This window comes from Amycolatopsis sp. NBRC 101858 (genome assembly GCF_030269325.1).
Classification (GTDB): Bacteria; Actinomycetota; Actinomycetes; order Mycobacteriales; family Pseudonocardiaceae; genus Amycolatopsis; species Amycolatopsis ponsaeliensis.
Genome location: NZ_BSTD01000007.1, coordinates 154,362 through 176,161, shown reverse-complemented (window position 1 = coordinate 176,161; position 21,800 = coordinate 154,362). Strand labels below are relative to the sequence as shown.

The 21,800-nt window shown below is 66.8% G+C and carries 16 protein-coding genes; 8 read left to right on the top strand and 8 right to left on the bottom strand.

Features of this window, described 5'->3' with window-relative positions; all coding sequences use genetic code 11:
* Position 1 precedes the first annotated feature (1 nt).
* The gene (locus tag QSK39_RS44305; protein ID WP_285483811.1) at positions 2 to 1,921 is read right to left on the bottom strand and encodes a PucR family transcriptional regulator; all 1,920 of its coding nucleotides are present in this window, start codon (positions 1,919 to 1,921) and stop codon (positions 2 to 4) included.
* Between the two features lie 24 nt (positions 1,922 to 1,945).
* Here QSK39_RS44305 and QSK39_RS44300 point away from each other — a divergent pair, with 24 nt between their 5' ends.
* A complete protein-coding gene (locus tag QSK39_RS44300; RefSeq protein ID WP_285483810.1) occupies positions 1,946 to 3,346 on the top strand; it encodes a serine hydrolase domain-containing protein in 1,401 nt (466 codons plus the stop codon).
* A gap of 57 nt (positions 3,347 to 3,403) precedes the next feature.
* The gene (locus QSK39_RS44295) at positions 3,404 to 6,943 is read left to right on the top strand and encodes an indolepyruvate ferredoxin oxidoreductase family protein (protein ID WP_285483809.1); all 3,540 of its coding nucleotides are present in this window, start codon (positions 3,404 to 3,406) and stop codon (positions 6,941 to 6,943) included.
* Here the strand turns inward: QSK39_RS44295 and QSK39_RS53175 are convergent.
* The 5 genes from QSK39_RS53175 to QSK39_RS44275 all read right to left on the bottom strand — a co-directional run bounded on the left by QSK39_RS53175 (position 6,846) and on the right by QSK39_RS44275 (position 11,294).
* Positions 6,846 to 7,124, bottom strand: coding sequence for a cupin domain-containing protein (locus tag QSK39_RS53175; RefSeq protein ID WP_353051116.1), 279 nt, complete (start codon positions 7,122 to 7,124; stop codon positions 6,846 to 6,848). The two genes, QSK39_RS44295 and QSK39_RS53175, sit on opposite strands and share 98 nt — an antisense overlap.
* Positions 7,125 to 7,844: 720 nt before the next feature.
* A complete protein-coding gene (locus QSK39_RS44290; protein ID WP_285483808.1) occupies positions 7,845 to 8,504 on the bottom strand; it encodes a response regulator in 660 nt (219 codons plus the stop codon).
* A complete protein-coding gene (locus QSK39_RS44285) occupies positions 8,501 to 9,757 on the bottom strand; it encodes a sensor histidine kinase (protein ID WP_285483807.1) in 1,257 nt (418 codons plus the stop codon). Before QSK39_RS44285 ends, QSK39_RS44290 begins: the two co-directional genes overlap by 4 nt.
* A gap of 26 nt (positions 9,758 to 9,783) precedes the next feature.
* On the bottom strand, positions 9,784 to 10,365 hold the full coding sequence (locus tag QSK39_RS44280; RefSeq protein WP_285483806.1) for a hypothetical protein: 582 nt from the start codon (positions 10,363 to 10,365) through the stop codon (positions 9,784 to 9,786).
* 206 nt (positions 10,366 to 10,571) lie between these two features.
* On the bottom strand, positions 10,572 to 11,294 hold the full coding sequence (locus QSK39_RS44275) for a TetR/AcrR family transcriptional regulator (protein ID WP_285483805.1): 723 nt from the start codon (positions 11,292 to 11,294) through the stop codon (positions 10,572 to 10,574).
* Positions 11,295 to 11,771: 477 nt separating this feature from the next.
* On the opposite strand from QSK39_RS44275, the gene QSK39_RS44270 reads away from it, so the two are divergent.
* Positions 11,772 to 12,872, top strand: coding sequence for an FAD-dependent monooxygenase (locus QSK39_RS44270; RefSeq protein WP_285483804.1), 1,101 nt, complete (start codon positions 11,772 to 11,774; stop codon positions 12,870 to 12,872).
* A 159-nt stretch (positions 12,873 to 13,031) separates the two neighbouring features.
* Here the strand turns inward: QSK39_RS44270 and QSK39_RS44265 are convergent, their stop codons facing one another.
* Entirely contained in the window at positions 13,032 to 13,730 is a 699-nt protein-coding gene (locus QSK39_RS44265; protein ID WP_285483803.1) for a TetR/AcrR family transcriptional regulator, read from the bottom strand.
* Between the two features lie 108 nt (positions 13,731 to 13,838).
* Here QSK39_RS44265 and QSK39_RS44260 point away from each other — a divergent pair, with 108 nt between their 5' ends.
* The 5 genes from QSK39_RS44260 (at position 13,839) to QSK39_RS44240 (ending at position 20,949) form a co-directional block, all read left to right on the top strand.
* Positions 13,839 to 14,903 carry a medium chain dehydrogenase/reductase family protein gene (locus QSK39_RS44260; RefSeq protein ID WP_285483802.1) on the top strand — a complete coding sequence of 355 codons (1,065 nt, stop codon included), beginning with the start codon at positions 13,839 to 13,841 and terminating at the stop codon, positions 14,901 to 14,903.
* A 36-nt stretch (positions 14,904 to 14,939) separates the two neighbouring features.
* Positions 14,940 to 15,659, top strand: coding sequence for a DUF998 domain-containing protein (locus QSK39_RS44255; RefSeq protein ID WP_285483801.1), 720 nt, complete (start codon positions 14,940 to 14,942; stop codon positions 15,657 to 15,659).
* A gap of 92 nt (positions 15,660 to 15,751) precedes the next feature.
* Positions 15,752 to 16,246, top strand: a complete 495-nt coding sequence (locus tag QSK39_RS44250) for a nuclear transport factor 2 family protein (protein WP_285483800.1) — start codon at positions 15,752 to 15,754, stop codon at positions 16,244 to 16,246.
* 487 nt (positions 16,247 to 16,733) lie between these two features.
* On the top strand, positions 16,734 to 16,952 hold the full coding sequence (locus tag QSK39_RS44245; RefSeq protein WP_285483799.1) for a hypothetical protein: 219 nt from the start codon (positions 16,734 to 16,736) through the stop codon (positions 16,950 to 16,952).
* Positions 16,953 to 17,175: 223 nt separating this feature from the next.
* A complete protein-coding gene (locus QSK39_RS44240) occupies positions 17,176 to 20,949 on the top strand; it encodes an FG-GAP-like repeat-containing protein (RefSeq protein WP_285483798.1) in 3,774 nt (1,257 codons plus the stop codon).
* Between the two features lie 196 nt (positions 20,950 to 21,145).
* On the opposite strand, the gene QSK39_RS44235 is transcribed toward QSK39_RS44240, so the two are convergent.
* Positions 21,146 to 21,268 (bottom strand): hypothetical protein, encoded by a 123-nt coding sequence (locus QSK39_RS44235; RefSeq protein WP_285483797.1) that lies wholly within the window; start codon positions 21,266 to 21,268, stop codon positions 21,146 to 21,148.
* Positions 21,269 to 21,800 lie beyond the last annotated feature (532 nt).

The following is a 21,800-nucleotide window of genomic DNA, read 5'->3' as shown; positions in this document are numbered from 1 at the left end:
ATCAGCCGTGACCGGGCTGGTGGCCCTTGAGCCGGATGTCCACCATCAGCCCGAACCGGGTATCCGGATCGGTGAGGTCCAGGCCGAACAGGTCGTTCAACCGGCGCAGGCGGTAGCGCAGCGTGTTCGTGTGCACCTTCAACGCCTTGGATGCGACGGTCGGATCCCCGAAGGAGGCCAGGTGGACCCGGAGTGTCCGGCCATAGTCGGCGGCGTGTGCCGCGTCGTAGTCATCGACTTCGTCCAGGGCGCTGCGCCGGCCACCGCGCCGGGCCGACTCCAGGTCCGCGAGCCGTAACACGCTCACCGCCAGTCCGACCTCGTCAACTTCGGCGCAGCCGTCGTGGCTACGGGCACCGGCCAGGACCTGCAGGACCCGCTCGGCTTGCTCGCGGGCGCCGGCGAGGTCGGCCAGGCTCTCCAGGGATCCGCTCATCCCGGCCGTCACCTGGTCCGGCGCTTCCGGGCGCGCCGAGGCACGTGCGGCCAGCAGCACACCGCGAAGCCCGCGGAGGCTCTCGACGTGATCTTCGGGACCGCGAACCACGGCGTAGACGGTGTTCTCGATCCGCGCGGTCGCTCCGATGGTGCGGGTGAGCGCTAGCTGTCGGACCAGCGCGGTCGCGTACCGGTCGAGCAGGGCGTCATCGTGCGTACCGTCCGGGTGGCCGGCGACGATCGCGGCCAGCCGGTAGCCGCCGCCGTCCATCCCCATCCGGCGGCCTGCCTCGACCGCGGACACTCCACCACGCAGCAGCAACGTCATGGTCGCGGTCTGGTGCTGGCGCCGCAGGTCGGCGGTGAGCCGGTGATGCGCCAGCCGGATGGCGACGGTCCGGGCCGCATCGGCCAGCGCCGCCGTGCGCCGATCGTCGAGCGGGGTGGCCGTGACGGCCCAGATCGAGCCGAGCACCTCGCCATGCGCACGCAGCGTGACCACGGTGCGTGAGGTGATGCCCGCCATGGTCGAACTCAGGAAGAACGGCTCGGTCGCGGTCAGAATCCGCTTGGAGACGCCGAGGCGGCGTACTTCCTGGCGGAACTCGTCGGGCACCTGGTGGCCGAGGATCGTCGCCGACCGGGCGATGTCCGCGGTGCCCTGCAGCGCGGAGTAGGCCAGTAGCCGTGACTGGTTGTCCTCGATGGTGATCGGCGCGTCGAGGGTGTCGGCGAGGGCGTTGGCCACCGCGAACAGGTCGCTGATCACTTCCGAGCCGGTTGCGGAGTCGACGTGGTCGAGGGGCACCACACCGGGCAGTGACGCGGCGATCGTGTGCAGGTGTGACCATCCGCAACTGTTCGGCACGACGAGAAGAATGACCCCGGCGTTGAGCGCTTCGGCCTGCAGGCGCTGTTCCAGCGGGCCGTCGTGACGCAGCAGTAGCGCCGCGGGCCGGGCCGCCGCGAGCCGGAGCGCCAAGGGCGACGTCGCGCTCACCCCGACCGCGAGGACGAGGTCGTCGTCGCCGAACTCGGGTATCTCCAAGGAGTCGTAGATGACCACGTTGGTGAACTCGACGGCGAGATCGGCCGGCACGACCGGTGCCGTGATCAGGTCAAGCCCGAGCTGTGTCATCAGCTCGTGGACGGATGCCACGTCAACTCCTCCCGTCGAGGCGGTATACAAGACTTCAGCAGCACGTAACACAATTACCCGGAACGTGCGCATGCGCATTTTCGTGAGTGGCCGACCGAAAAGGGCTGGCTGGTTGTCCCATGCGGAACGCTGCGTGACATTATCATCATTCTTCGGGACAGCGACAGCGTCGGCATTGTCCAGGAAGTTGGTGGTAAGCCACCACCCGTGAACGCCCGGCTTGTGCCCGAGCACGAGGACGGTCGCACGGCGCCGCAGATAACGTGCATACATGAACCCGTTGGCCCGGCCGGTGAAGCAGCCTTGCGTCCGGCGTGACCACATCGGAGCCATCTTCCCGGAGGCATGATGCTGGATTCCACCACGGTGCACGATCGGCTGAGCTCTCTCGCCGAACGGCACAACGTCGTCGGCGCGAGCCTGGCCGTCGCGGCCGGCGACGAAACGGCCACGGCCGCAACAGGCGTGCTGAACCGGCGTACCGGCGCACCGGTCACCGCCGACAGCGTCTTCCAGATCGGGAGCATCACCAAGGTGTGGACGGCCACCCTGGCGATGCAGCTCGTCGACGAAGGACTTCTCGACCTCGACACTCCCATCGTCCACTACCTGAAGGACTTCCGAGTCGCCGACGAGGAGATCACTGCGTCGGTGACCGCCGCGCACCTGCTCGACCACACCAGTGGCATCAGTGGAGACTTCTTCCCCGACACCGGACGCGGGGACGACTGCCTCGAACGCTACGTCAGGGAGATGTCCGGCCTTCCCGCGAGTCACCCGCTCGGGGCGACGATGAGTTATTGCAACGCCGGCTTCGTGCTGCTCGGGCGGCTCGTCGAAGTGGTGCGCAGGGCGTCCTGGGACGCGGTGGTGCGCGAACGCCTGTTCGCGCCCCTCGGACTCGCATCGGCCGGCACCCTGCCGGAAGAGGCGTTGCTGTGGGGCACGGCTGTCGGCCACTTCGGGACCGACGTCACCCCACAGTGGACGCTGCCTCGGTGCGCCGGCCCCTCGGGGCTGGTGCACGCGCGTGCCCTGGATCTGCTCGCGTTCGCCAGGCTGCACCTCGCCGACGGTGTGAACGCCGCCGGCGATCGAGTGCTGTCAGCCGACTCCGCACAGCTCATGCGCATTCCCCGGGTCGAAGTGCCAGAACCCTGGACGTCGGGTTCGAACGTCGGCCTCGGCTGGATGCTCTACGACTGGGGCCGTCCGGTGTTCGGTCACGACGGAGTGACGCTCGGCCAAAACGCGTACCTGCGGATCGTTCCCGGACCGGAGCCGGTCGCCATCGCGTTGCTCGTCACCGGCGGTGACGCCGAAGAGCTGTACCAGGACTTGTTCGCCGAACTGTTGGCCGAGCACGCCGGCATCACGATGCCGCCCCGGCTGACACCCGCGGCCGAGCCGGTGGCTGACGACTCCGCGGACATCGCCGGCCGCTACGAGCGCGCCTCCATGAAGTTCGTCGTGGACGAACGCGACAGCGGGTTCGTGCTCACCGCACGGCCGAGCGGGGTGCTCGCCACCTACGTCGGTGCGGACGAACTCGAGTGCCCCCTGATCCCGTTCGCGCCGAACACCTACCTGGCGCAGGTTCCCGGTCAGCCGGGATGGTCGCCGGCGGTGTTCTACCGGCTCCCGGACGGGACCCGCTACCTCCACTTCGCTTCCCAGGCCACACCCCGCGTGGGCGGCCCGGCGACCGAACCGCCGAGCACTCGAAGCCGTATCGCGTCGGCGACCTGAGAGCCGCGCGGCCCGGAAACGTGAACATCCACCACTCAGAACGGCAAGGGACCTCTGATGGCCGACAGCACCGCCCGTGCATCTCTCGATCGGCGCTATACCGCGACCGAGGGCGTCGTCCATATGACTGGGATTCATGCCCTGGCGCGACTGGCGCTGGACGTGCGACGCGCCGACGCGCTCGCCGGCCACGACTCCGCTCTCTACATCTCCGGCTACGAAGGCTCGCCCCTGGGCGGCTATGACCTCGAACTCGGCAAGCACTCCGCACTCCTCGAAGAGCACGACGTCGTCTTCCGGCCGGCCGTCAACGAAGAGCTCGCCGCCACCGCGGTGGAGGGCACACAGCTCGCCGCGACGATGAACGACAAGCGCGTCGACGGCATCACCGGCTTCTGGTACGGAAAGTCGCCCGGGCTCGACCGCGCGTCGGACGCACTGCGCCACGCCAACCTCTGCGGCACGCACCCCGCAGGCGGCGCGGTGCTGTTCGTCGGGGACGATCCCACCGCCAAGTCGTCCACCGTCCCCGGGGCGTCGGAGATGCTGCTCGCCGATCTGGGCATCCCCACGCTCTACCCGGCGACGCAGCAGGACGTCCTCGACTTCGGCATGCACGCCGTCGCGTTGTCCCGTGCGAGCGGGTTGTGGACGGCCGTGAAGATCGTGACCAACGTCGCCGACGGCTCCGGCACGGTCCACGTCGACGCCGATCGCCTGACCCGTAGCATGCCCAGCCTCGAGGTGAACGGCGAGCCCTTCACGCACGAGGTCACCGCCAAACTGGCCGGCCCCACGCTGATGGCGCTAGAACGCAGCCGTAACGGCCCGCGCCTCGAACTCGCCCGCCGTTACGCCGCGCTCAACGACCTGAACACCCTCTCCGGCGCCGAAGAGAACGCCCGGATCGGGATCGTCGCCGCCGGCAAGACTTTCGCCGACGTCGGCCACAGCCTGCGCACGCTCGGCCTGGCCGAGGACGACCTGGCCAAGTACGGCATCAGGCTCCTGCAGCTGGGCATGATCTACCCGCTCGAACCGGCCGTCATCGATCGATTCGCCGCAGGGCTCGAGGAGATCGTCGTCGTCGAGGAGAAGCGCCCCTTCCTCGAAGCGGCGATCAAGGAACAGCTGTACGGCCGCCATGACGCCCCCGTCGTGACCGGCAAGAGGGCCGCGGACGGCCGCGAGCTGCTCAGCACGCAGGGTGAACTCGGCCCCGAGGTCATCACGGACGTTCTCGCACAACGGATCCTGGCCCACAGCGACGTGCCGGCGGTCGCGAAATGGCAGGACGGCCGCCGTCCGCGCTCGTCCCGCATCTCGCTTCCCCTCGCTGTCCGGACGCCGTACTTCTGTTCCGGATGCCCGCACAACACCTCGACCAAGACGCCCGCGGGGTCGCTGGTGGGTGCGGGCATCGGCTGCCACGCCCTGGCCTTGGTCATGAGCCCCGAACTGGTCGGAGACATCGCCGGGCTGACCCAGATGGGCGGCGAAGGTGCCCAGTGGCTCGGAATGTCACCGTTCCTCACCCGCACGCACATGCTGCAGAACATCGGCGACGGCACTTTCCATCACTCCGGCAGTCTCGCCGTCCGTGCGGCCATCGCCGGCGGCGCGAACATCACCTACAAGCTCCTGTACAACTCGGCCGTCGCGATGACCGGCGGGCAGCAGGCCGAAGGTCAGATGACCGTCGGCGAGATCACGCGGGCCATGCGCGCCGAAGGCGTCAAGAAGATCATCGTCACCACCGACGAACCCCGGTCCTACCGGCGTCGCTCGTTGGCGCGTGGCGTAAAAGTCTGGCACCGCGATCGGATCATCGAGGCGCAGGAGGTCCTCGCCACGGTCGAAGGCGTCACCATGCTCATCCACGATCAGGAGTGCGCGACCGAACTACGCCGCAAGCGCAAGCGCGGCCTCGCTCCGGAGCCGGCGGAGCGCGTCGTGATCAATGAACGCGTCTGCGAAGGCTGCGGAGACTGCGGCGTCCAGTCGAACTGCCTCTCGGTCCAGCCCGTCGACACCGAGTTCGGGCGCAAGACGCGGATCGACCAGTCCTCCTGCAACAAGGACTTCTCGTGCCTCAAGGGTGACTGCCCGTCGTTCCTGACGGTCATTCCGGCCGCGGCGAAGGAGAAGGCTGCCCGTCCACGCGCGGACCGCCTGGACGCGACGTCGCTGCCCGAGCCACCGACGGTGGAGCTGACCGGCTCGGATCACCACACCACCCGCATCCTCGGCATCGGGGGCGCCGGCGTCGTCACGGTTTCCCAGATCCTCAGCGTCGCCGCGACCAACGCGGGCTTGCACGTTCAGTCCCTCGATCAAACGGGTCTCGCGCAGAAGGGCGGTGCCGTCGTTTCGGACGTCAAGATCAGCACCGCGGTATTCGAGGGCGCGAACAAGGCCGCGACCGGAGAGGCCGACCTGTACGTCGGCGCCGACCTGCTGGTCGCCGCCGACCCGGCGCACCTGATGGCAGCGGAACCCGGACGCACTGTCGCGGTCGTCTCCACCGGCAAGGTGCCCACAGGTGGCATGGTTTCCGACCCGGCCCGGACGTTTCCCGATCTCGCCGCCCTCACCGGCCGAGTCCGGGAATCCACCGACGGTGAACGAGGTGTGTTCTTCGACGCGCGGGCCGTGTCGAACGCGTTGTTCGGTCAGGATCAGTTCGCGAACCTGTTGCTGGTGGGCGCGGCCTGCCAGTCGGGCGCGCTGCCGATCCCGGCCGGTGCGATCGAGGAAGCGATCACCCTCAACGACGTTCAGGTGGACAGCAACACGCAGGCGTTCCGCCGAGGCCGGCAGCTCGTCAGTGACCCGGCCGCCTTCCACGCCGCGGTCGGTGCGCTCCCGGACGTCGCCGACGTCCCGGCGACCCTCTCACCCGCGGTGCGGACCCTGGTCGCGAACGTCGGGGCCCCGCCAGATTCCGAACTGTCCCGCCTGGTCTCGATCCGGATCCCCGATCTGGTCGGCTACCAGAGCGTCCACTACGCCACGGGTTACGCCGAGTTCGTCGGCATGGTGCGCCGGCTTGAGGCCGAGCGGGTTCCGGGGTCCACCGCGATCAGCGAGGCCGTCGCCCGCTACTTGTACAAACTCATGGCCTACAAGGACGAGTACGAGGTCGCACGGCTCTCGCTGGCGCCGGACGCCCTGGACGCCGTCCAGGCCCAGTTCGGATCCGGTGCCAGGATCGCCTACCGCCTGCACCCACCCGTGCTGCGTGCGCTGGGCATGCGAAAGAAGATCAGCCTCGGAGCGTGGTTCAAGCCTGTCTTCCGGGTCTTGGTCGCTTTGCGCCGTGTCCGGGGTACGAGGCTCGACTTCTTCGGTTATGCCCACGTCAGGAAAGTGGAACGCGAACTCGTCACCGAATACCGCTCCGTGGTCGCCGAGTCCCTCGCGACGCTGCGCCTGGAGAACGCGCACTTGGTGGTCAAGATCGCCACCCTCCCCGATGGCATCCGCGGGTACGAATCCATCAAGCTCGGAAACGTCGAGAACTATCGCCGTGAGCTGGTCGCGACGAGACAGGAGCTGGAGGACCTGAACGAACTGCCTCTGGGGACAGGTCGATAAACGATCTCTTGGTCGGACATGAGGACGGTGACGTCGTGAAAATCCTCGGACATGTCGAAGTCGACGTCTGCCCCTGCGTCAGGTAACACACATCGCCCGGTTCCAGCCGGACGGTGCCGACGCCCTCCACAGTCACCGTCGCCTGACCGTGGATCACGTAGAGTAACTCGTCGAACGGCAATCACCATGTGATGCTTCCGGATTCCTTGAAAGATCCCGCCACGCGTTTTCCGTCGGGGGACCGGCGAAGCACCGCCTCGCCTGTCGGCCGTTGTCGCAGAGGAAAGCGACGTACTCACAGCTCTGATAGTCGTAGAAGACGCCGCGGCCGGGGTCCAGTACGTAGCGCAGGTTGGCGACCACGCCCTCCGGGCTGCGGCGCCACCAGTTCATCCAGTACTCGGCCCGACACCGTGCCCTGTTCGGCGAGAAAGCTCATGTCTTTGGCCGGGAAGTCGACGTTCACTAACGCCGACATCGTCGACACCGAGAGCTGGTGCCGGACGGTCGGCTCATCGCGGGTACGATTCAGTACAACCGCGGCGTCGGCCGCGATCGATCGGACACACCGCTCGATCAGTTCGACACCGCGGTTGATCTCCTCGGTCAGTGCCTGGGTACTGCCATCCGGGTGCGGTTGCAGCCCGTTGCCAGTCCCAGCGAGGCCAGCCCCGTGCTGGTTCGCCGAACCAGTGGTACTTTCGGGTTCGCGCCTTGCCCGACAAGCAGAGCCTGCGCGAATCGCCGCCCGCCTGGTGAGTGCGGATGCGCGAACACACCGGTGTAAAAGGCCCCACAGGCGTCGTGAGGAATACGCTTGAGCTGCTACTGGCCGAACCTGCTCGCCCGCGGGAGGCCAAGGGGTTGCGCTGCACTGCGACCATCGGACGCTGGGGTCGAGCTAGGGTGCGTTGTCGCCAGGCGTGACCACTCCGGTCTCGTACGCATAGACGACGGCTTGGACCCGGTCGCGCAGGCGCAGCTTGTTCAGCACTCGCGATACATGGGTCTTCACGGTCGCCTCGCCGACGAACAGTCGGCCGGCTATTTCCGCGTTGCTGGATCCTCCGGCCAGCAAGCGCAGGATCTGCTCCTCCCTATCTGTCAGCTGATCGAGCAGATCCGGTCGTTGTGTCGAGACGGGACGGGTTGCGAATCGATCGAACAGCCGTCGGGTCAACTCAGGGGCGAGCAGCGCGTCGCCGCGGGCCACCACCCGAACCGCGCTGATCAGATCCTCCGGTGCGGCGTTTTTCAGCAGAAAGCCACTCGCGCCGGCTTGAAGCGCTTGGAACAAGTAGTCCTCACGGTTGAACGTGGTCAGGACAAGCACCAGGCAATCGCTTGTAGCCGTGATCTGTTGGGTGGCGTCCAGTCCGTCGAGTCCAGGCATTTGGACATCCATCAGCACCACATCGGGGGACAGGGACCGCGCCAGATCGACAGCCTGAGCTCCATCCTCGGCCTCGCCGACGATCTCGAAGTCGGCCTGGCTCTGCAAAATCATCCTGATCCCGCTACGGATCAGCTTGTGGTCATCGGCCAGCAAGATTCTGGTCATGACAAGGGAAACCGGGCTCGAACGGCGTATCCATCCGCGTCTGGACCGAGCTGGAGCGTGCCGTCGTGCAGGGCAACTCGCTCACGCATTCCGGTGTGTCCCAAGCCACCGCGGTTTTTTCCGCTTCCCGAAGGTCTCGCGCGCGAAGGGAAGTTCACTGCTCGAGCTTTGGCGAGTGGTCCATCGTCGACAATAGTCAGTTCAACCGCCTTGTTGCGGTAGGACAACGATACGTCGACCTTCGACGCGTTCGCGTGCCGCGCGGTGTTGGTGAGCGCTTCCTGGGCGATGCGGTACAGCGAGATGGACAGCGACTGGGGAAGCTCGCGTGGTTTCCCGGAAACGGTATACGTGACTTGGAGAGTTCCGCGGGGCTGCCCCGTGAGCGTCATGAGCTGTTCAACGCCCGCGGCGGGTGTCGCATCCTCGGATTGCCCGCCGCCACGAAGAACGCCGAGCAGGCGATGCATTTCGTCGATCGCGTCGCGGCCGGCTGATTCGATCGACGCGAGCATCTGCTCGACAGCGGGGTCTCGGGGCCCTGTCATCCGTGCCGCGGCTGCCTGCACGCCCATGATACTCACATGGTGCGCGACGACATCGTGAAGCTCACGGGCGATACGAAACCGTTCCATGATCACCGCGTTGCGCGCGTTCTCTTCGCGTTCGTCCTGCAGCTCGCGGTTTCGCTCGGCCAGCTCCGAATGCTGGCGGGCTTGTGCCCACGCGGCGTTGCCGAATATCCAGGCACCCGAGAGGAAGAGGATGTTGGTCCCGATCGTCGAGAGCGCGGACGCGGTCAGTGCCGGTAGCGGGCCGGCCGGAGGTCCGGACGCGAGGCCGTTAAGCACCGGCCAGGTGCTTGAGCTGACCGCGTACCCGAGGTAACCGGACATGGTCACGATGATCCCGATTCGGACAACGGTCGCGCGTCGCCGATGACGGCTCCAGGCGCCCACGGTGTAGAACGCCAGGAAAAGGCAGATCGAGCTCACCGTGGAATCGCCGAGGAACCGCAGCTGCAAGCCGATGAGCGCCGCGACGCAGGCCGTGAGCACGGTCAGCGGAAAGCGGCGGCGAAGACACAAGGGCAGGCCGATCGCGAGTGACCAGGCCAGCTCTTCGCCCTGGCCCGGGCGCAGCGCACCGGGATCGATGCCCGCGTTGCGGGACAGCACGGTGCTCGCGGCGACGCCGGCCGCGAGCAGTATGCCGACAGCGATATCCCAATACTGCTGACGGCTGGTCGGCATCGGTCTTGCCCACCTCGATCTGGTAGTCACGGTCGTGAACGGTAGCCCAGGCGTACCCAGACGGCGATGTAGGCGAGGGTGCCGGTTACGAAGACGACAAGAGAGAACGACTGCGACCAGTCCAGGAGTGTGGCGGCGGCGGTGAAGTCCACTTTGGTCAGGTCGTACTCCGGCAAGGGTGTGAAGATGGCTTGCAAGAACTGCAGCAAGAGGTCGACGGCGAACACCGCGATCAACGGGGTCAGCACCAGCCGCCACCGTCTGCCGGCGCGCCGGCGAACCAGCACGAGTGACCAGGCGATGATCTGCGTGACCAGGCAGCCCCCGCAGCAGACCGCCAATTTCGAGGGCACGCTCATCCCGCTGGCGTCGAAGTGGTTGCAGCCGAATCCGGCGGGCGCACAGCGCAGTTCGTAGGAGGCATGGTGGTCACCGGCGAGCCACGCGACGGCGGTGTGGCCCAGTTCGTGAATGTTGAGGGCGGCGAACATCCCGACCGCGACGGTGACGATGATCGTGGCGACCCGCAACGCTCGGGCTGCCGGTGCCGGTCCGGAGGATCGATCGGTGGTATGACGGATATTCGGCGTCTCGGCGTTGTCAGCCATTCCTTCTCCGCAGGCGAGGGGTGCCGGGAATGCCGGCGATTGCCGTTACGATATCGGCGATAGGTGCTGGGTTCGTCAGTCGCGCGGCGGACATCGTGAGTAGCCCTTCCGGCGGACGACGTCCGCTTCACGGTCGGCTTCGTCGCGCGCTGCCGGTGCCGTTGACACCACCCAGGTTCGTCTACACCGTCGAGGCCGGCTCGTTCTCATGGCGAGTCATGGAGTTCCCTGGGATCCGCGGGATTCAGGAACCGGATGGCATTGTCGATCTCCACGTCGATCAGCCGCTGCGCCTCGATAGTCCTGGCGTCGAACACGCCGGTGAGCTCGAGGCCGACGATTCCGTGCACCCGTGTCCAGAGCAGGATTGCCGCGATCCCGACACCCGGCGCGGTGTCCGGCCGTTCTTGAGAGCGAGCCCACTGCCGTAATTGCGCGTCGAGGCTGTGGTCGCCACTGGTAGTGCTGGTGGGCACGGGATCCCGGATAGCGCCCAGGGTGTCGATGAGCAGGGCCATCGCCTGGTCCAGTGGAGTGGGGTGGGGTGTCTCCGGCGGAGCGTCGGCAGCGCGCTCAGCGAAGAGCATCCCGTAGCGTCGCCGGTAGCGCAGTGCCCAATCGCGGTAGGCGGCAACGATGAGTCGCACCCGCGAACGTGGCGTTCCGGTGCTGTTTTCGGTGGCGTGCGCCAGGGTCGCCGTCAGCTGTTGGTAGGACAGACCAATCAAGTGCGCGACCAGTGCGTCTCTTGAAGGGAAGTATCGATAGAGCGCCGGTGCGGACATTGCCATGCTACGGGCCAGCGCTGCGACAGTGAGCGCGTGAACGCCATCCGCATCGATGATCGCGAAGGAAGAGTCCTCGATATCCTGAAGGGCCTGCGCCCGCAGTCGTTCGCGCCGGCTCATCGCCGGTGGGTGGTTAGTCATCATCGCATCGTAATGGGCCATAGGTCTCTGACGATTGGTTCACTATGTTACGGGAGTTAACACAGTGAACTAGTGACGCTTCGGACCACGGGGGCACATGCACATGCACATGCAGTCGCACTGCAGCTGGAGTGTCATGGCGAGTCGGGAGCCTGCTCAACGCCCAGGTTTGGCAGGTGTGCGCGGCCTCCCGAAGTCGGGAAGGACGGGGGTTGGCCATCGGTGATACGGCCGTTCGAACCCTTAGGTGGGCAGCTCTTCGAAAGAGCGTCCTCATTCCTCGAGTGGTCAGTGCGGCTCCGCGGACCACTACCTCCGGAAGACTCCGATGGTGAGCCGCAGGTCCCATTGACGCGCGGACGCAAGGGGGCTCCGGCGCGCTCTCGTCGAGTGCTGCGTCGTGGCGGGCAGTCGCTCGACTGTCAGCTACGCTACTCTTAAAGAGACAAAATGTTGCATTAAGTTGAAAGGGTCACCATGGACATTCTCATCTCGGGGGCTGGGGTGGCCGGGTTGTCGGCTGCGGTCAACCTGGGGGCACGGCGGCACCGCGTGACGATCGTCGAGCGGTCCTCGCACTTCCGGGTCAACGGCTCGCCGATCGACGTTCGCGGCGATGCGGTCGCCATCACGGAAAAGATGGGCCTGCGGGACAAGATCCGCGACCAGCGGCTGCGGATGACCGAGAGTGGAGCCTTTGTCGACGCCGACGGGACGGTCCTCGCGACGCTCCCGGTCGCCGAAATCAGCGATTCCGACGACGACATCGAGATCGCGCGCGAGGATCTCGCGGCGGTGCTCGCCGACGCCTTGCCGGCCGACGCGAATGTCCGGTTCCGCGAGTCCGTGGCGGCGTTGACCGATGACGGCATGGGCGTCGACGTGGGCTTCGTGTCCGGCCGCACCGAACGGTTCGACCTGGTCATCGGCGCCGACGGGCTCCACAGCGCGGTGCGGCGGCTGGCCTTCGGGCCGGAGCGGGACTTCGTCAAGCACTTGGGGGTGTACGCCGCGATCGCGGATCTGCCCGCGGAGGCCGGCGCCGGCGGGCTGAACCCCACCTACAACTTCCCCGGCCACATGGCGAGCATCATGCGCTACCGAGATCGGGCGCTCGCTGTGTTCCTGTTCCGTTCGGATCCGCTCGACTACGACTACCACGATCTGGACGCGCAGAAGAAAATCCTCGCCGACGCGTTCGCGGGACACGACGAGTGGCGGATCCCCGAGCTCATCGCGGCCGCGAACGCCGACGCGGAGCTGTACTTCGACTCCGCGAGTCAGATCCACCTGCCGGGTTGGCATCGTGGCCGGGTGGTCCTCGTCGGCGACGCCGCGCACGCCGCCTCGGGACTGTCCGGCCGCGGCACCTCCCTTGCTCTGCTTGGCACCTGTTTCCTCGCCGAGGAGCTCGAGGAGGACGATCTCGTCGCTGCTTTCGAACGCTACGAAGCCCGTCAGCGCACCTACGTGCGCGTTGCGCAGGCCAGCGTCGTCGGTGGCGCGAACCTGGTCGTGCCGGTGACCTGGGAGGACATTGCGGCTCGCAACGCGCGATTCCAGGCGGCCGCTCAATGACCATCGCCGCGTGTGCTCTGCGCTGTCGCACGGATGCCGAGAGTGATCCGATGGCGGTTTCTGGTCCAGGCCGGCCAGCCGCGGGGCTTCGATGTTTCGGCCGCCGTCGTGTCGGGAGTTTTGCCGTGTCCTGCGTCTCTTGACGCTCCGGCCCGGCCGTCACGTGGTGACGTCGTGACGACTGCACAGGCTGCTGATCATCGCCTCGACCTCGCTCCGGTAGAGCAGGGCGGGATCAACACCAGTGGCCGCCGTGTGTCGGCCCAGTTCCAGGCTGATCAGTCCGTGCAATCTGCTCCACCACACCAGGCCGAAGTGCAGCTCGCCGGCCGACCGGCTGCGGTGACCGCTATTGCCGGCCCGGCAGTACAGCTGCGCGTGCAGCTGGGCCGGGATCGCAGCGTGGGGCGGATCACCGGCTTCGGTCACGGCATCCAGTAGCACGTCCATGCTCCGCTGGGCCGCCGAGACGATGCGGTCGCCGGAGTGGTCATGGCCGGATTCGTGTGGGGACTCGCAGGTCAGGCGGTAGGCGTGTGGCTGGGTCAGGGCCCAGTTCCGGTAGGCGCCGGCGACGGCCCGGAGCCGTGACACGGGAGAGGTGCAGCCGGACGCGGCGGCCTCGAGTGTGTCGGCCAGTGCCAGGTGTATATCGACGGTCAGTTCGGCGAGCAGTTCGTTGCGGCTGGCGAAGTAGCGGTACAGCGCGGGCGGCGACATCGCCATGCTCCGCGCGACCGCGGCCAGCGACACCGCCTCCGGTCCGCCTGTCCGCACCTGGGTCAAGGCCGTTTCTTTGATCTCGGCAATGGTCCGGAGCCGGTGTCGGTCACGTCGGGTCAGGTCCTGCTCGGTCATGGCGGGAACCTCATTTCGAGTTACGGGTTGACGCAGTATGACACTTCAATGCATAGTTACGATCATTAACAGAGTAACGCAAGATCGCCCAAGCTTGAGGAGCCCGCCGTGACCGAGAAGTACGCCACGACCATGACCGTCACCGAGGTGGTCCTGCCGGGCAAGGTCGAACCCTCCGGTCTGCAACTGATCCGGCGCGAGCTGCCCGCTCCGGAGGCCGGCCAGGCTCGGGTACGAGTCGAGGCGACCGCCGTGTCGGCCGCCGAGAGTGGCATGCGCCGTGGCCGCTACTATCCGCAGCCGCCATTCCCGTTCGTTCCCGGCTACGACCTCGTCGGTGTCGTCGAGGCCGTCGGCCCCGGCGTGAACTCGGCACTGGTCGGCCGCCGGGTCGCCGCACTGACCAAGACCGGCGGCTGGGCCACGGCCGTCCTGCTGACCGCCGCCGACCTGGTCGAAGTCCCCGACGGGATCGACGCGGACGACGCCGAGACGCTGATCGTCAACGGGCTCACCGCCTACCAGATGCTGCACCGCAGCGCGAAGGTCCAATCCGGACAGACGGTGCTCGTGCTGGGCGCGGCCGGCGGCGTGGGCACGATCCTGGTGCAGCTCGCCCGGCACGCCGGCGTCCGCGTGATCGGCACCGCCAACCCCCGCCACCACGAGGCACTGCGCGCACTGGGCGTGGAGCCGATCGACTACCACGCCCCCGATCTGACCGCACGCGTGCGAGCGCTGGCTCCGGACGGGGTGGACGCCGTGTTCGACCATCTCGGCGGCGCCAGCATCGACACGTCCTATCAGCTACTCAACCGCACCGGGACGCTGGTCTCCTACAGCCTCGCGAGCAAGATCGACGAGACCGGCCCCGTGGTCCCGGTCTTCCTCAAGCTGATGGCGAAGCTGGCGTTCTTGAACTACCTGCCGACCGGCAAGCGCGCGAGCTTCTACAACGTCTGGGCCGGAGCGGGCAAACCCGGCTCGGCCAAACGCGCCACGTTCCGGGCCCGGACGCGCGACGACCTCCTGGCCGTCTTCGGCCTGCTGCGCGACGGAGTACTCACAGCGCAGATTGCCGCCCGCTTCCCGCTGACCGAGGTCGCAGTAGCGATGGAGTTGTCCGAGACCTCCGGGCGGACCGCGCTCGGCAAGATCATCCTGGTGCCGTGAGCTGCCGGGTCCTCCCCACCTACAAGGAATTCAGCAATGTCCGACAGACCTGCCACGGTCAGCCGCAGTGCCTCGGTGACGCTCGCTGTCGCCGCGATAGCCCTCGTGCTGGGGGCACTGGCGTTCATCGTCAGTGAGACCTTGGGGGCCGCCGCGTGGACGACGCCGCGGTACAGCTACAGCGGGAACTATGTCAGTGACTTGGGTAATCCGCAGTGTGGCGCTTACGACGGACGGATGGTCTGCTCCCCGTGGCACATGCTGATGAACTCGGCGTTCTTCGTCCAAGGAGCACTGGTCGGGTGCGCGGCCTGGTTGCTTGGGCGCGTGCTCGCCGGCCGGTCGCGGGCGCTGGTGCGGGGGGTTGGCGTGATCACCGCTGTGGGATTCGTGGTGACCGGCGTCGTGCCCAGCTCACCTCAGACCGCGGCGCAGGGCACATTGTGGCTGCACTACCTTGGTGCGACCCTGGCGATCGCAGGTACCAACACCCTTGCCATTCTCGTCAGCCGGCAGTGGCGGCGACTCCAAATTCCCGCGCCGGTGGGCGGCCTGGGTGTCGGCTTGGGCGCGGTGGGTCTGCTGGTCACGGTGTTGTGGCCGGCGATCTTCGGGCTGGTTCCGCCCGGCATTCCCGAACGGGTGGCCGTATACGTCTTCCTGTTGTGGCAGCTTTGCTTCGGCGGTTTCGCCCTGCACGTCACCCAGCCAATGCGCCTGCTGCTCGAACGCCCTTCCGCTTCGGCGCGGCATTGACTCTCGTACCGCTACGGGCTGGGCAGCGCCCGTCCGGCCCGTGAATTGCCGATCACATCCACTAGTGAGGAATCACCATGAAGAACTCTGTAGTGAAGCGCGTCCTGGCCGTTCTCGCGGTCGCCGCCATCAGTGTCGCCGTCCCGAGCGGTAGCGCGTCCGCGGGCCAGCGAAACGGTGAACGTCGGCCCACCGGCATCGTGGCGGCCTGGGCCTCCGCGTGGAGCGGCACCGACCCTCAGGCGCTGGCGAGGTTGTTCACCGCCGACGCCACCTACACCGACTTCGCCGTCAATGTGGTCTCGACGGGCCAGGAAGGAGTCGCCTCCTGGAAGCAACGCACCGACCTGCTGATCGCGGACGTACACGTCGTGGTCAAAGAGTCGTTCCGCAGTGGTGACCACGTCGCCATCGAGACGGTCTACTCGGGCCACATCCACGGTGCACCGACACCGTTCGCGGTGCCTACCACGACGATCCTCGAACTCCGGCACGGGTTGATCGCCGTTGACAAGGATTACTACAGCCTCGCCACGGTGCTGGCCCAGTCCGGCCTGCCGGCTGACTGGACCCCGCCGGCTGCCTGAGCGTATCCCCGATCATGCCGAGGTGAGGCGCGGTGGATGGGGCCGTCGCGCTCCACCCGGGCGAGCGGTCGCGCCTTGGATGATCGCTCGATCCCGGCCAGTGTCGCAGTCGTGCGTCCAACCCATCTGCGGCCTGACCGGATCGCCGACCGGCTGTTCCGCGTCCTTCCGGTTCGGGTATCCCGACCCCTAAGGGGGGTAATGCAAGATACCGTTACAGTTCGTGCAAGCCATCTTCACGCCGCTATCGGAGTATGACCTGACCAAGCTGGATTTCATTCCGTGGACGGTTGTGACTACGTTCCGCTCAGCCGATGTGTCAGGCTCGTCCTGACGTTTATCGCCGGATCATTGAGAAATTTGACGATCAACCTCGTCAGCCGTCAAGAAGTATCACGAATGGCAAGATTCGGAACTGTTCCACGCGCAGGTCGGCGAACTAACGTCACTCTGCCTCGCAACCCATTGAGCCTTTGTTGGAGTCTGCATGATCAACCATCAACAGTTGGCGCGCGTCGTCGCGATGACGACCGGCCCTGCTGCCCATGCCGGGCCGCCGACTACTGCGCCGTACGTTGCCACCCTCGAATTCGCCAAGGATCGCATCCGCGCGTTGACCCTCTCGGAGGCCATGGCGCTCAAGTGCGTGGGGGCAGGTTCGGGCGGATGGCTGTCTGACGCGGTGGTGAGAACCCATGCCGCGTAGAACTCCGGTGCTGTGGCGGTCGACGACCAGAACTCGGGCAGTGCTTACCAGTGCCCTGCTGATAGCAATGGTGGCGGTGCTCGTCGTCGTTCCGGGCGCCGGTCGATCAGTGGCTGCGCCCGTGGATCAGACCACGGTCATCACGAGCAACACCCGAGGGGCGAACGCGGGTCGAGCTGAGAACGACAGCAAGTGGGACTCCACGACGTTGCCTCATATCCAGATGGCCGACATCGTCCTGATTCAGGAGGTTGGTCCGTACGGCCCGCCCGGCGGATCTGAGCAGGCCGCCATTCTGAGCAATGGCTACGTAGTCCGACACTGGCAATGGCAGCGGGGAAGCACGACCCGGGGTCCTGGCCCGTACCAAGTCTACTTCCTGCAGACCGATCGCAATGGCGGTACCCACACCGGTGGCCGAGTCAACCTCGTCATAGTCACTCGTCACGACGCGGACGAAATCCGCGTCGTCGATAATCCCATAGCCGGAGGACGGCCCGCACTCGGTGTGCGCTTCGGGAACGACTGGTACTTCAACGTTCACGCCTTCTCGCCCAGCGGCAACGACGCTGCCGGCCTCGTCGCTGCCGTCGCCACCGCGGTCCGCAGCTGGAACCCGCAGTACAACTGGACTGTCGGAGGCGACTTCAACCGCGAGCCGGCTGACCTCGGGAACCAACCAGCCTTCCCACAGGGTGCGGCAATCCTCGCCACCGGTCTGCCCACCCACGATAGCGGTGAGGAATACGATTACTTCGTCACCGACCATCATCCTGCGGTGGACATCCCGATCAACCGTCTGGCAGGCCGCAACTCCGACCACGTGCCGGTGATGCTGGGCAATCTGCGTCCCGCGGCGGCCGCGGAGCCTCCGGACCTCAAGGTGATGCCCATCGGTGACTCCTTGGCCGAAAGCCACAGCGTGACGGGCGGTTCCGTGATCGGTCTGATGGAGCCGTCGCTGCTCAGCTACTTCTCCTCGTTCAGCGGCATCATTCGCCGGTCGGTCAGCTTCGTCGGCTCGCAAGGGTCGGGAGCCGACGGTGACCCTCACTACGAAGGGACTCCCGGCGAGGACATCAGCGCCATCGCGAAACGGTCCGACACGGCGGTGCCGCAATACCATCCCAACGTCGTCTTGGTCCAGGCGGGAACGCAGGACATGAAGACCGGGCAGACCGCTGGGGCGGCGGCACGGCTGACGGCGATGCTCGACAAGATCCGCGAGCAGAACCCGGACGCGCTGGTGATCGTCGCCACCCTGGGACCCGCCCGGGACGCCGCGATCCAGGCCCGGATCGACTCCTACAACGCGGACATCCGGCGAGTGGTTGCCGACCGGCAGCGCGGCGGCAACGGCCGGCACATCCTGCTGGCGGATCTGGGGGCCCTGACCTCAGCCTCTTTGTCGGACGACGGGTTGACCCCGAACGCCGCCGGGAAGCGTCAGATCGCCAACGCACTCATCGGCGTCATCGGCAGTGCCGTCGTCTACGGATGGCTCACCGAAGTGCCTCTGCGAGTCCTGCCGTTCGGCGACTCGATCACCTACGGAGTCGGGAGTTCCACCTCGTCGAGCTACCGCGGTGCCCTGCAGTCCGAACTGGACCAGAGCGGCCGGCGCTACCAGTTCGTCGGTGCGCAGACCTCCGGCACGATGGCTCAGCCGGCCAACGAAGGACATCCCGGTTGGCAGATCGGTCAACTGGCCGCGATCGAGCACTGCACGGTCCAGAGTTTGCTGCCGAACGTCGTGTTGCTGCACATCGGCACCAACGACATCAACGCGAACCTCGACCTCGGTGCCGCGCCGGATCGGCTGATGAACCTGATCGAGGCCATCCGCGCCGACGACCCGGGAGTGACCGTCCTGGTCGGGTCGATGTTGGGGACGACGTGGTCGGAGACGATCGCCGCCGACATGACGGCGTTCAACACCCGCGCCGGCGACCGGGTCAATCTCCTGCGCAGTGGCGGTGCCCACGTGGCGTGGGTGGACATGAGCGAGGTGACGACGGCGAACATGCAGGACGGCCTGCACCCGAACGACGTCGGATACACCAAGATGGCCGACGCCTGGAACGCCGCCATCGAGCAGGCCGCCGCCGATGACTGGCTCAGCGCCGCGAAGCCGCCGACGTCCGGCGCCGGGTGCGTCGCGGATCCCCCGGATATCGGCAGTGGGCCGATCCCGTGGACCGAACTGGGTCTGATCGCCGGCGGGGTCTCCGACAGCAACCTGCCCGCGCCGCCGTCCACGGGCCCGGCCGATGGCCGTCCCGTCGGCGCGGGTGCCGACGAGAAGATCCAGTTCGCCGATCTCAACAGCGACGGCCGGGCGGACTACATCGCCGTCAACGCCGACAGTTCGGCGACGGCTTACCTCAACGGCGGCGTCGCCGGCGGCGGCCCGATCCCGTGGACCGAGCTGGGTCTGATCGCCGGTGGGGTGAACGGCGGACTTCCGAAGGGCGCCACGATCCAGTTCGCGGATCTCAACGCCGACGGCCGAGCCGACTACCTCGTGATCCATCCCGACAGTTCGGTGACGGCCTATCTCAACGGCGGCGTCCCCACGACCCCCGGTAGCGCCCCGATCCCGTGGACCGAGCTGGGAGTGATCGCCACCGGCGTGCAGGGAGGCCTGCCCGCGGGCGCCAGGGTCCAGTTCGCGGACCTCAACGGTGACGGCCGCGCCGACTACCTCGTGGTGCTCGCCAACAACCAAATCAGGGCTTACCTCAACGGCGCCACTCCCGGCAGCGCCGCCATCACGTGGACGGAACTGGGAGTGATCGGCCCGTTCCGGGACGACAACCCCGTAACCGGGGAGAAGGTCCTCACTCACGATCTCAACGGCGACGGGCTGGCCGACATCATCTACCTCAGGCCCGACAGCTCGGCAACCGCCTACATCACCAAGTACGTCCGCCCCGAAGACACCAACCTTCCCGTCGACTTCACCGCGCAAGGACTCATCGCCGGGGGAGTGAACGGGGGCGCGCCCGCCGCGCAGATCCGTTTCGCCGACCTCAACGGCGACGGGCGCGCCGACTACGTCTACGTCCACTCCGACAGCTCGGCCACCGCGTACCTCAACGGCGGCGTCCCGGCCGGCGCGGCTCCCGTTCCGTGGACCGAACTCGGACTGATCGCCGGCGGCATCTCCTACGAAAAGATCCAGTTCGCCGACCTGAACGGTGACGGGCGTGCCGACTATGTCGTGGTGCATCCGGACAGCTCCGTCACCGCCTATCTCAACGGCGGCGTTCCTTCACCCCCTGGCAGCGCCGCCATCCCCTGGACCCCGCTGGGGCTGATCGCCGGCGGTGTCGATGGAGGTATCCCGGCCGGCGGGAAGATTCTCTTCGCCGACCTGAACGGTGACGGGCGTGCCGACTATGTCGTGGTGCATCCGGACAGCTCCGTCACCGGCTACCTCAACGGCGGCGTTCCCTCTTCCCCCGGCAGCGGACCGATTCCCTGGACTCCGCTGGGCCAGGTCGCCAGTGGCGTCCAGGGAGGCATCCCCCGCGGTGGGGCGATCGACTTCGCCGACCTGAACGGCGACCGGCGTGCCGACTACATCGTGGTGCGTTCGGACAGTTCGGCGGACGGCTACCTCAACGGCGGTGTCCCTTCCCCGGCCGGCAGCGCTGCCATCCCGTGGACCGGGCAAGGGCTGATCGCCGGTGGCGTGCAAGGTGGTGCCCCCGGCCAGTCGATCCACTTCGCCGACCTCAACGGCGACCGGCGGGCCGACTACATCTACGTCCACGACGGCAGTTCGGCCACCGCGTACCGGAACGGCGGTGTCCCGGCGCAACCCGGTCCCATCCCGTGGACGGAACTGGGGCTGATCGCTGGTGGCGTGCAAGGCGGTGCCCCCGCTCAGCAGATCCACTTCGCCGACCTCGACAACGACGGGAAAGCCGACTACATCAACATCCGGCCCGACACGTCGGTCATCGGCTACCGCAACGGCGGACCGTCATGAGTGGTTCCGGCCGTCTCGGTTGAGGGTCTGGCCCCGCTTCGGATTTCCGAAGCGGGGCCAGACGGGGAAAGTATCCGTTCGGGAACAAGAAGGTCTCGGGGGCTCTCGCGAGGGGTCGCTGTGTGGTTCTTCACGCCGCCAGGAGTGCCGAGCTCGTCGGAGCGGGAGCCGAAGGCGCCTCCGTCGCCCTCAGCTCTCACTTCTTCTTGGCTTCCTTTAGACGGGCGGAAAAGGCGCGCCGGGACTGGGGCCGTTCGATACCTTGCCGGCGTCGAAGAAACTCGGCGGCCTTGGATTCGCACGGCAGCAGGTTCGACATCCCCACTTAGTGTGAAGCCGCGATGTTCGTGGCGTGATTGCCTGGGCCCTGGCGCCAGAATGGTGGATGTCGCCGTTAACGCCGCGACCGCGGCACTTCCGAGGAGAACGGTTCGACGATCTATTTTTGGTCATAGCATCTACTCCCTCGACTTCGGATACCGGCGTACCACCGGCGGTGAATCACAAGACATGCTTTGTGCATCTTGTCAGATAATGACGTCGACACCCCTCCTCAAAGCGTGTGTCGATCAAGGGATTCGCTAATTGATTGCGGCCGTACATCGCCGCGAGCAAATTTTCTCACCCGTCCGTATGCTTTACTGCAGCGCGTGTGCGACCTCGCGGTTCAGGCTTCTCGGCACCACTGTCGCTACCCGCTTCCCCCGACGAGGCCGTCGAGTACGCGGCCGTGTTCGAGATGGTGTCGGCCGCTCCGCACCCCCGAGAGGGGAGGCGAGCAGGGGAACCGCCACCATCGCGGCAAGGGCGGAGATCCGGCGCTTCGCCAGGTGTTGCTCCTTCGGGATCGA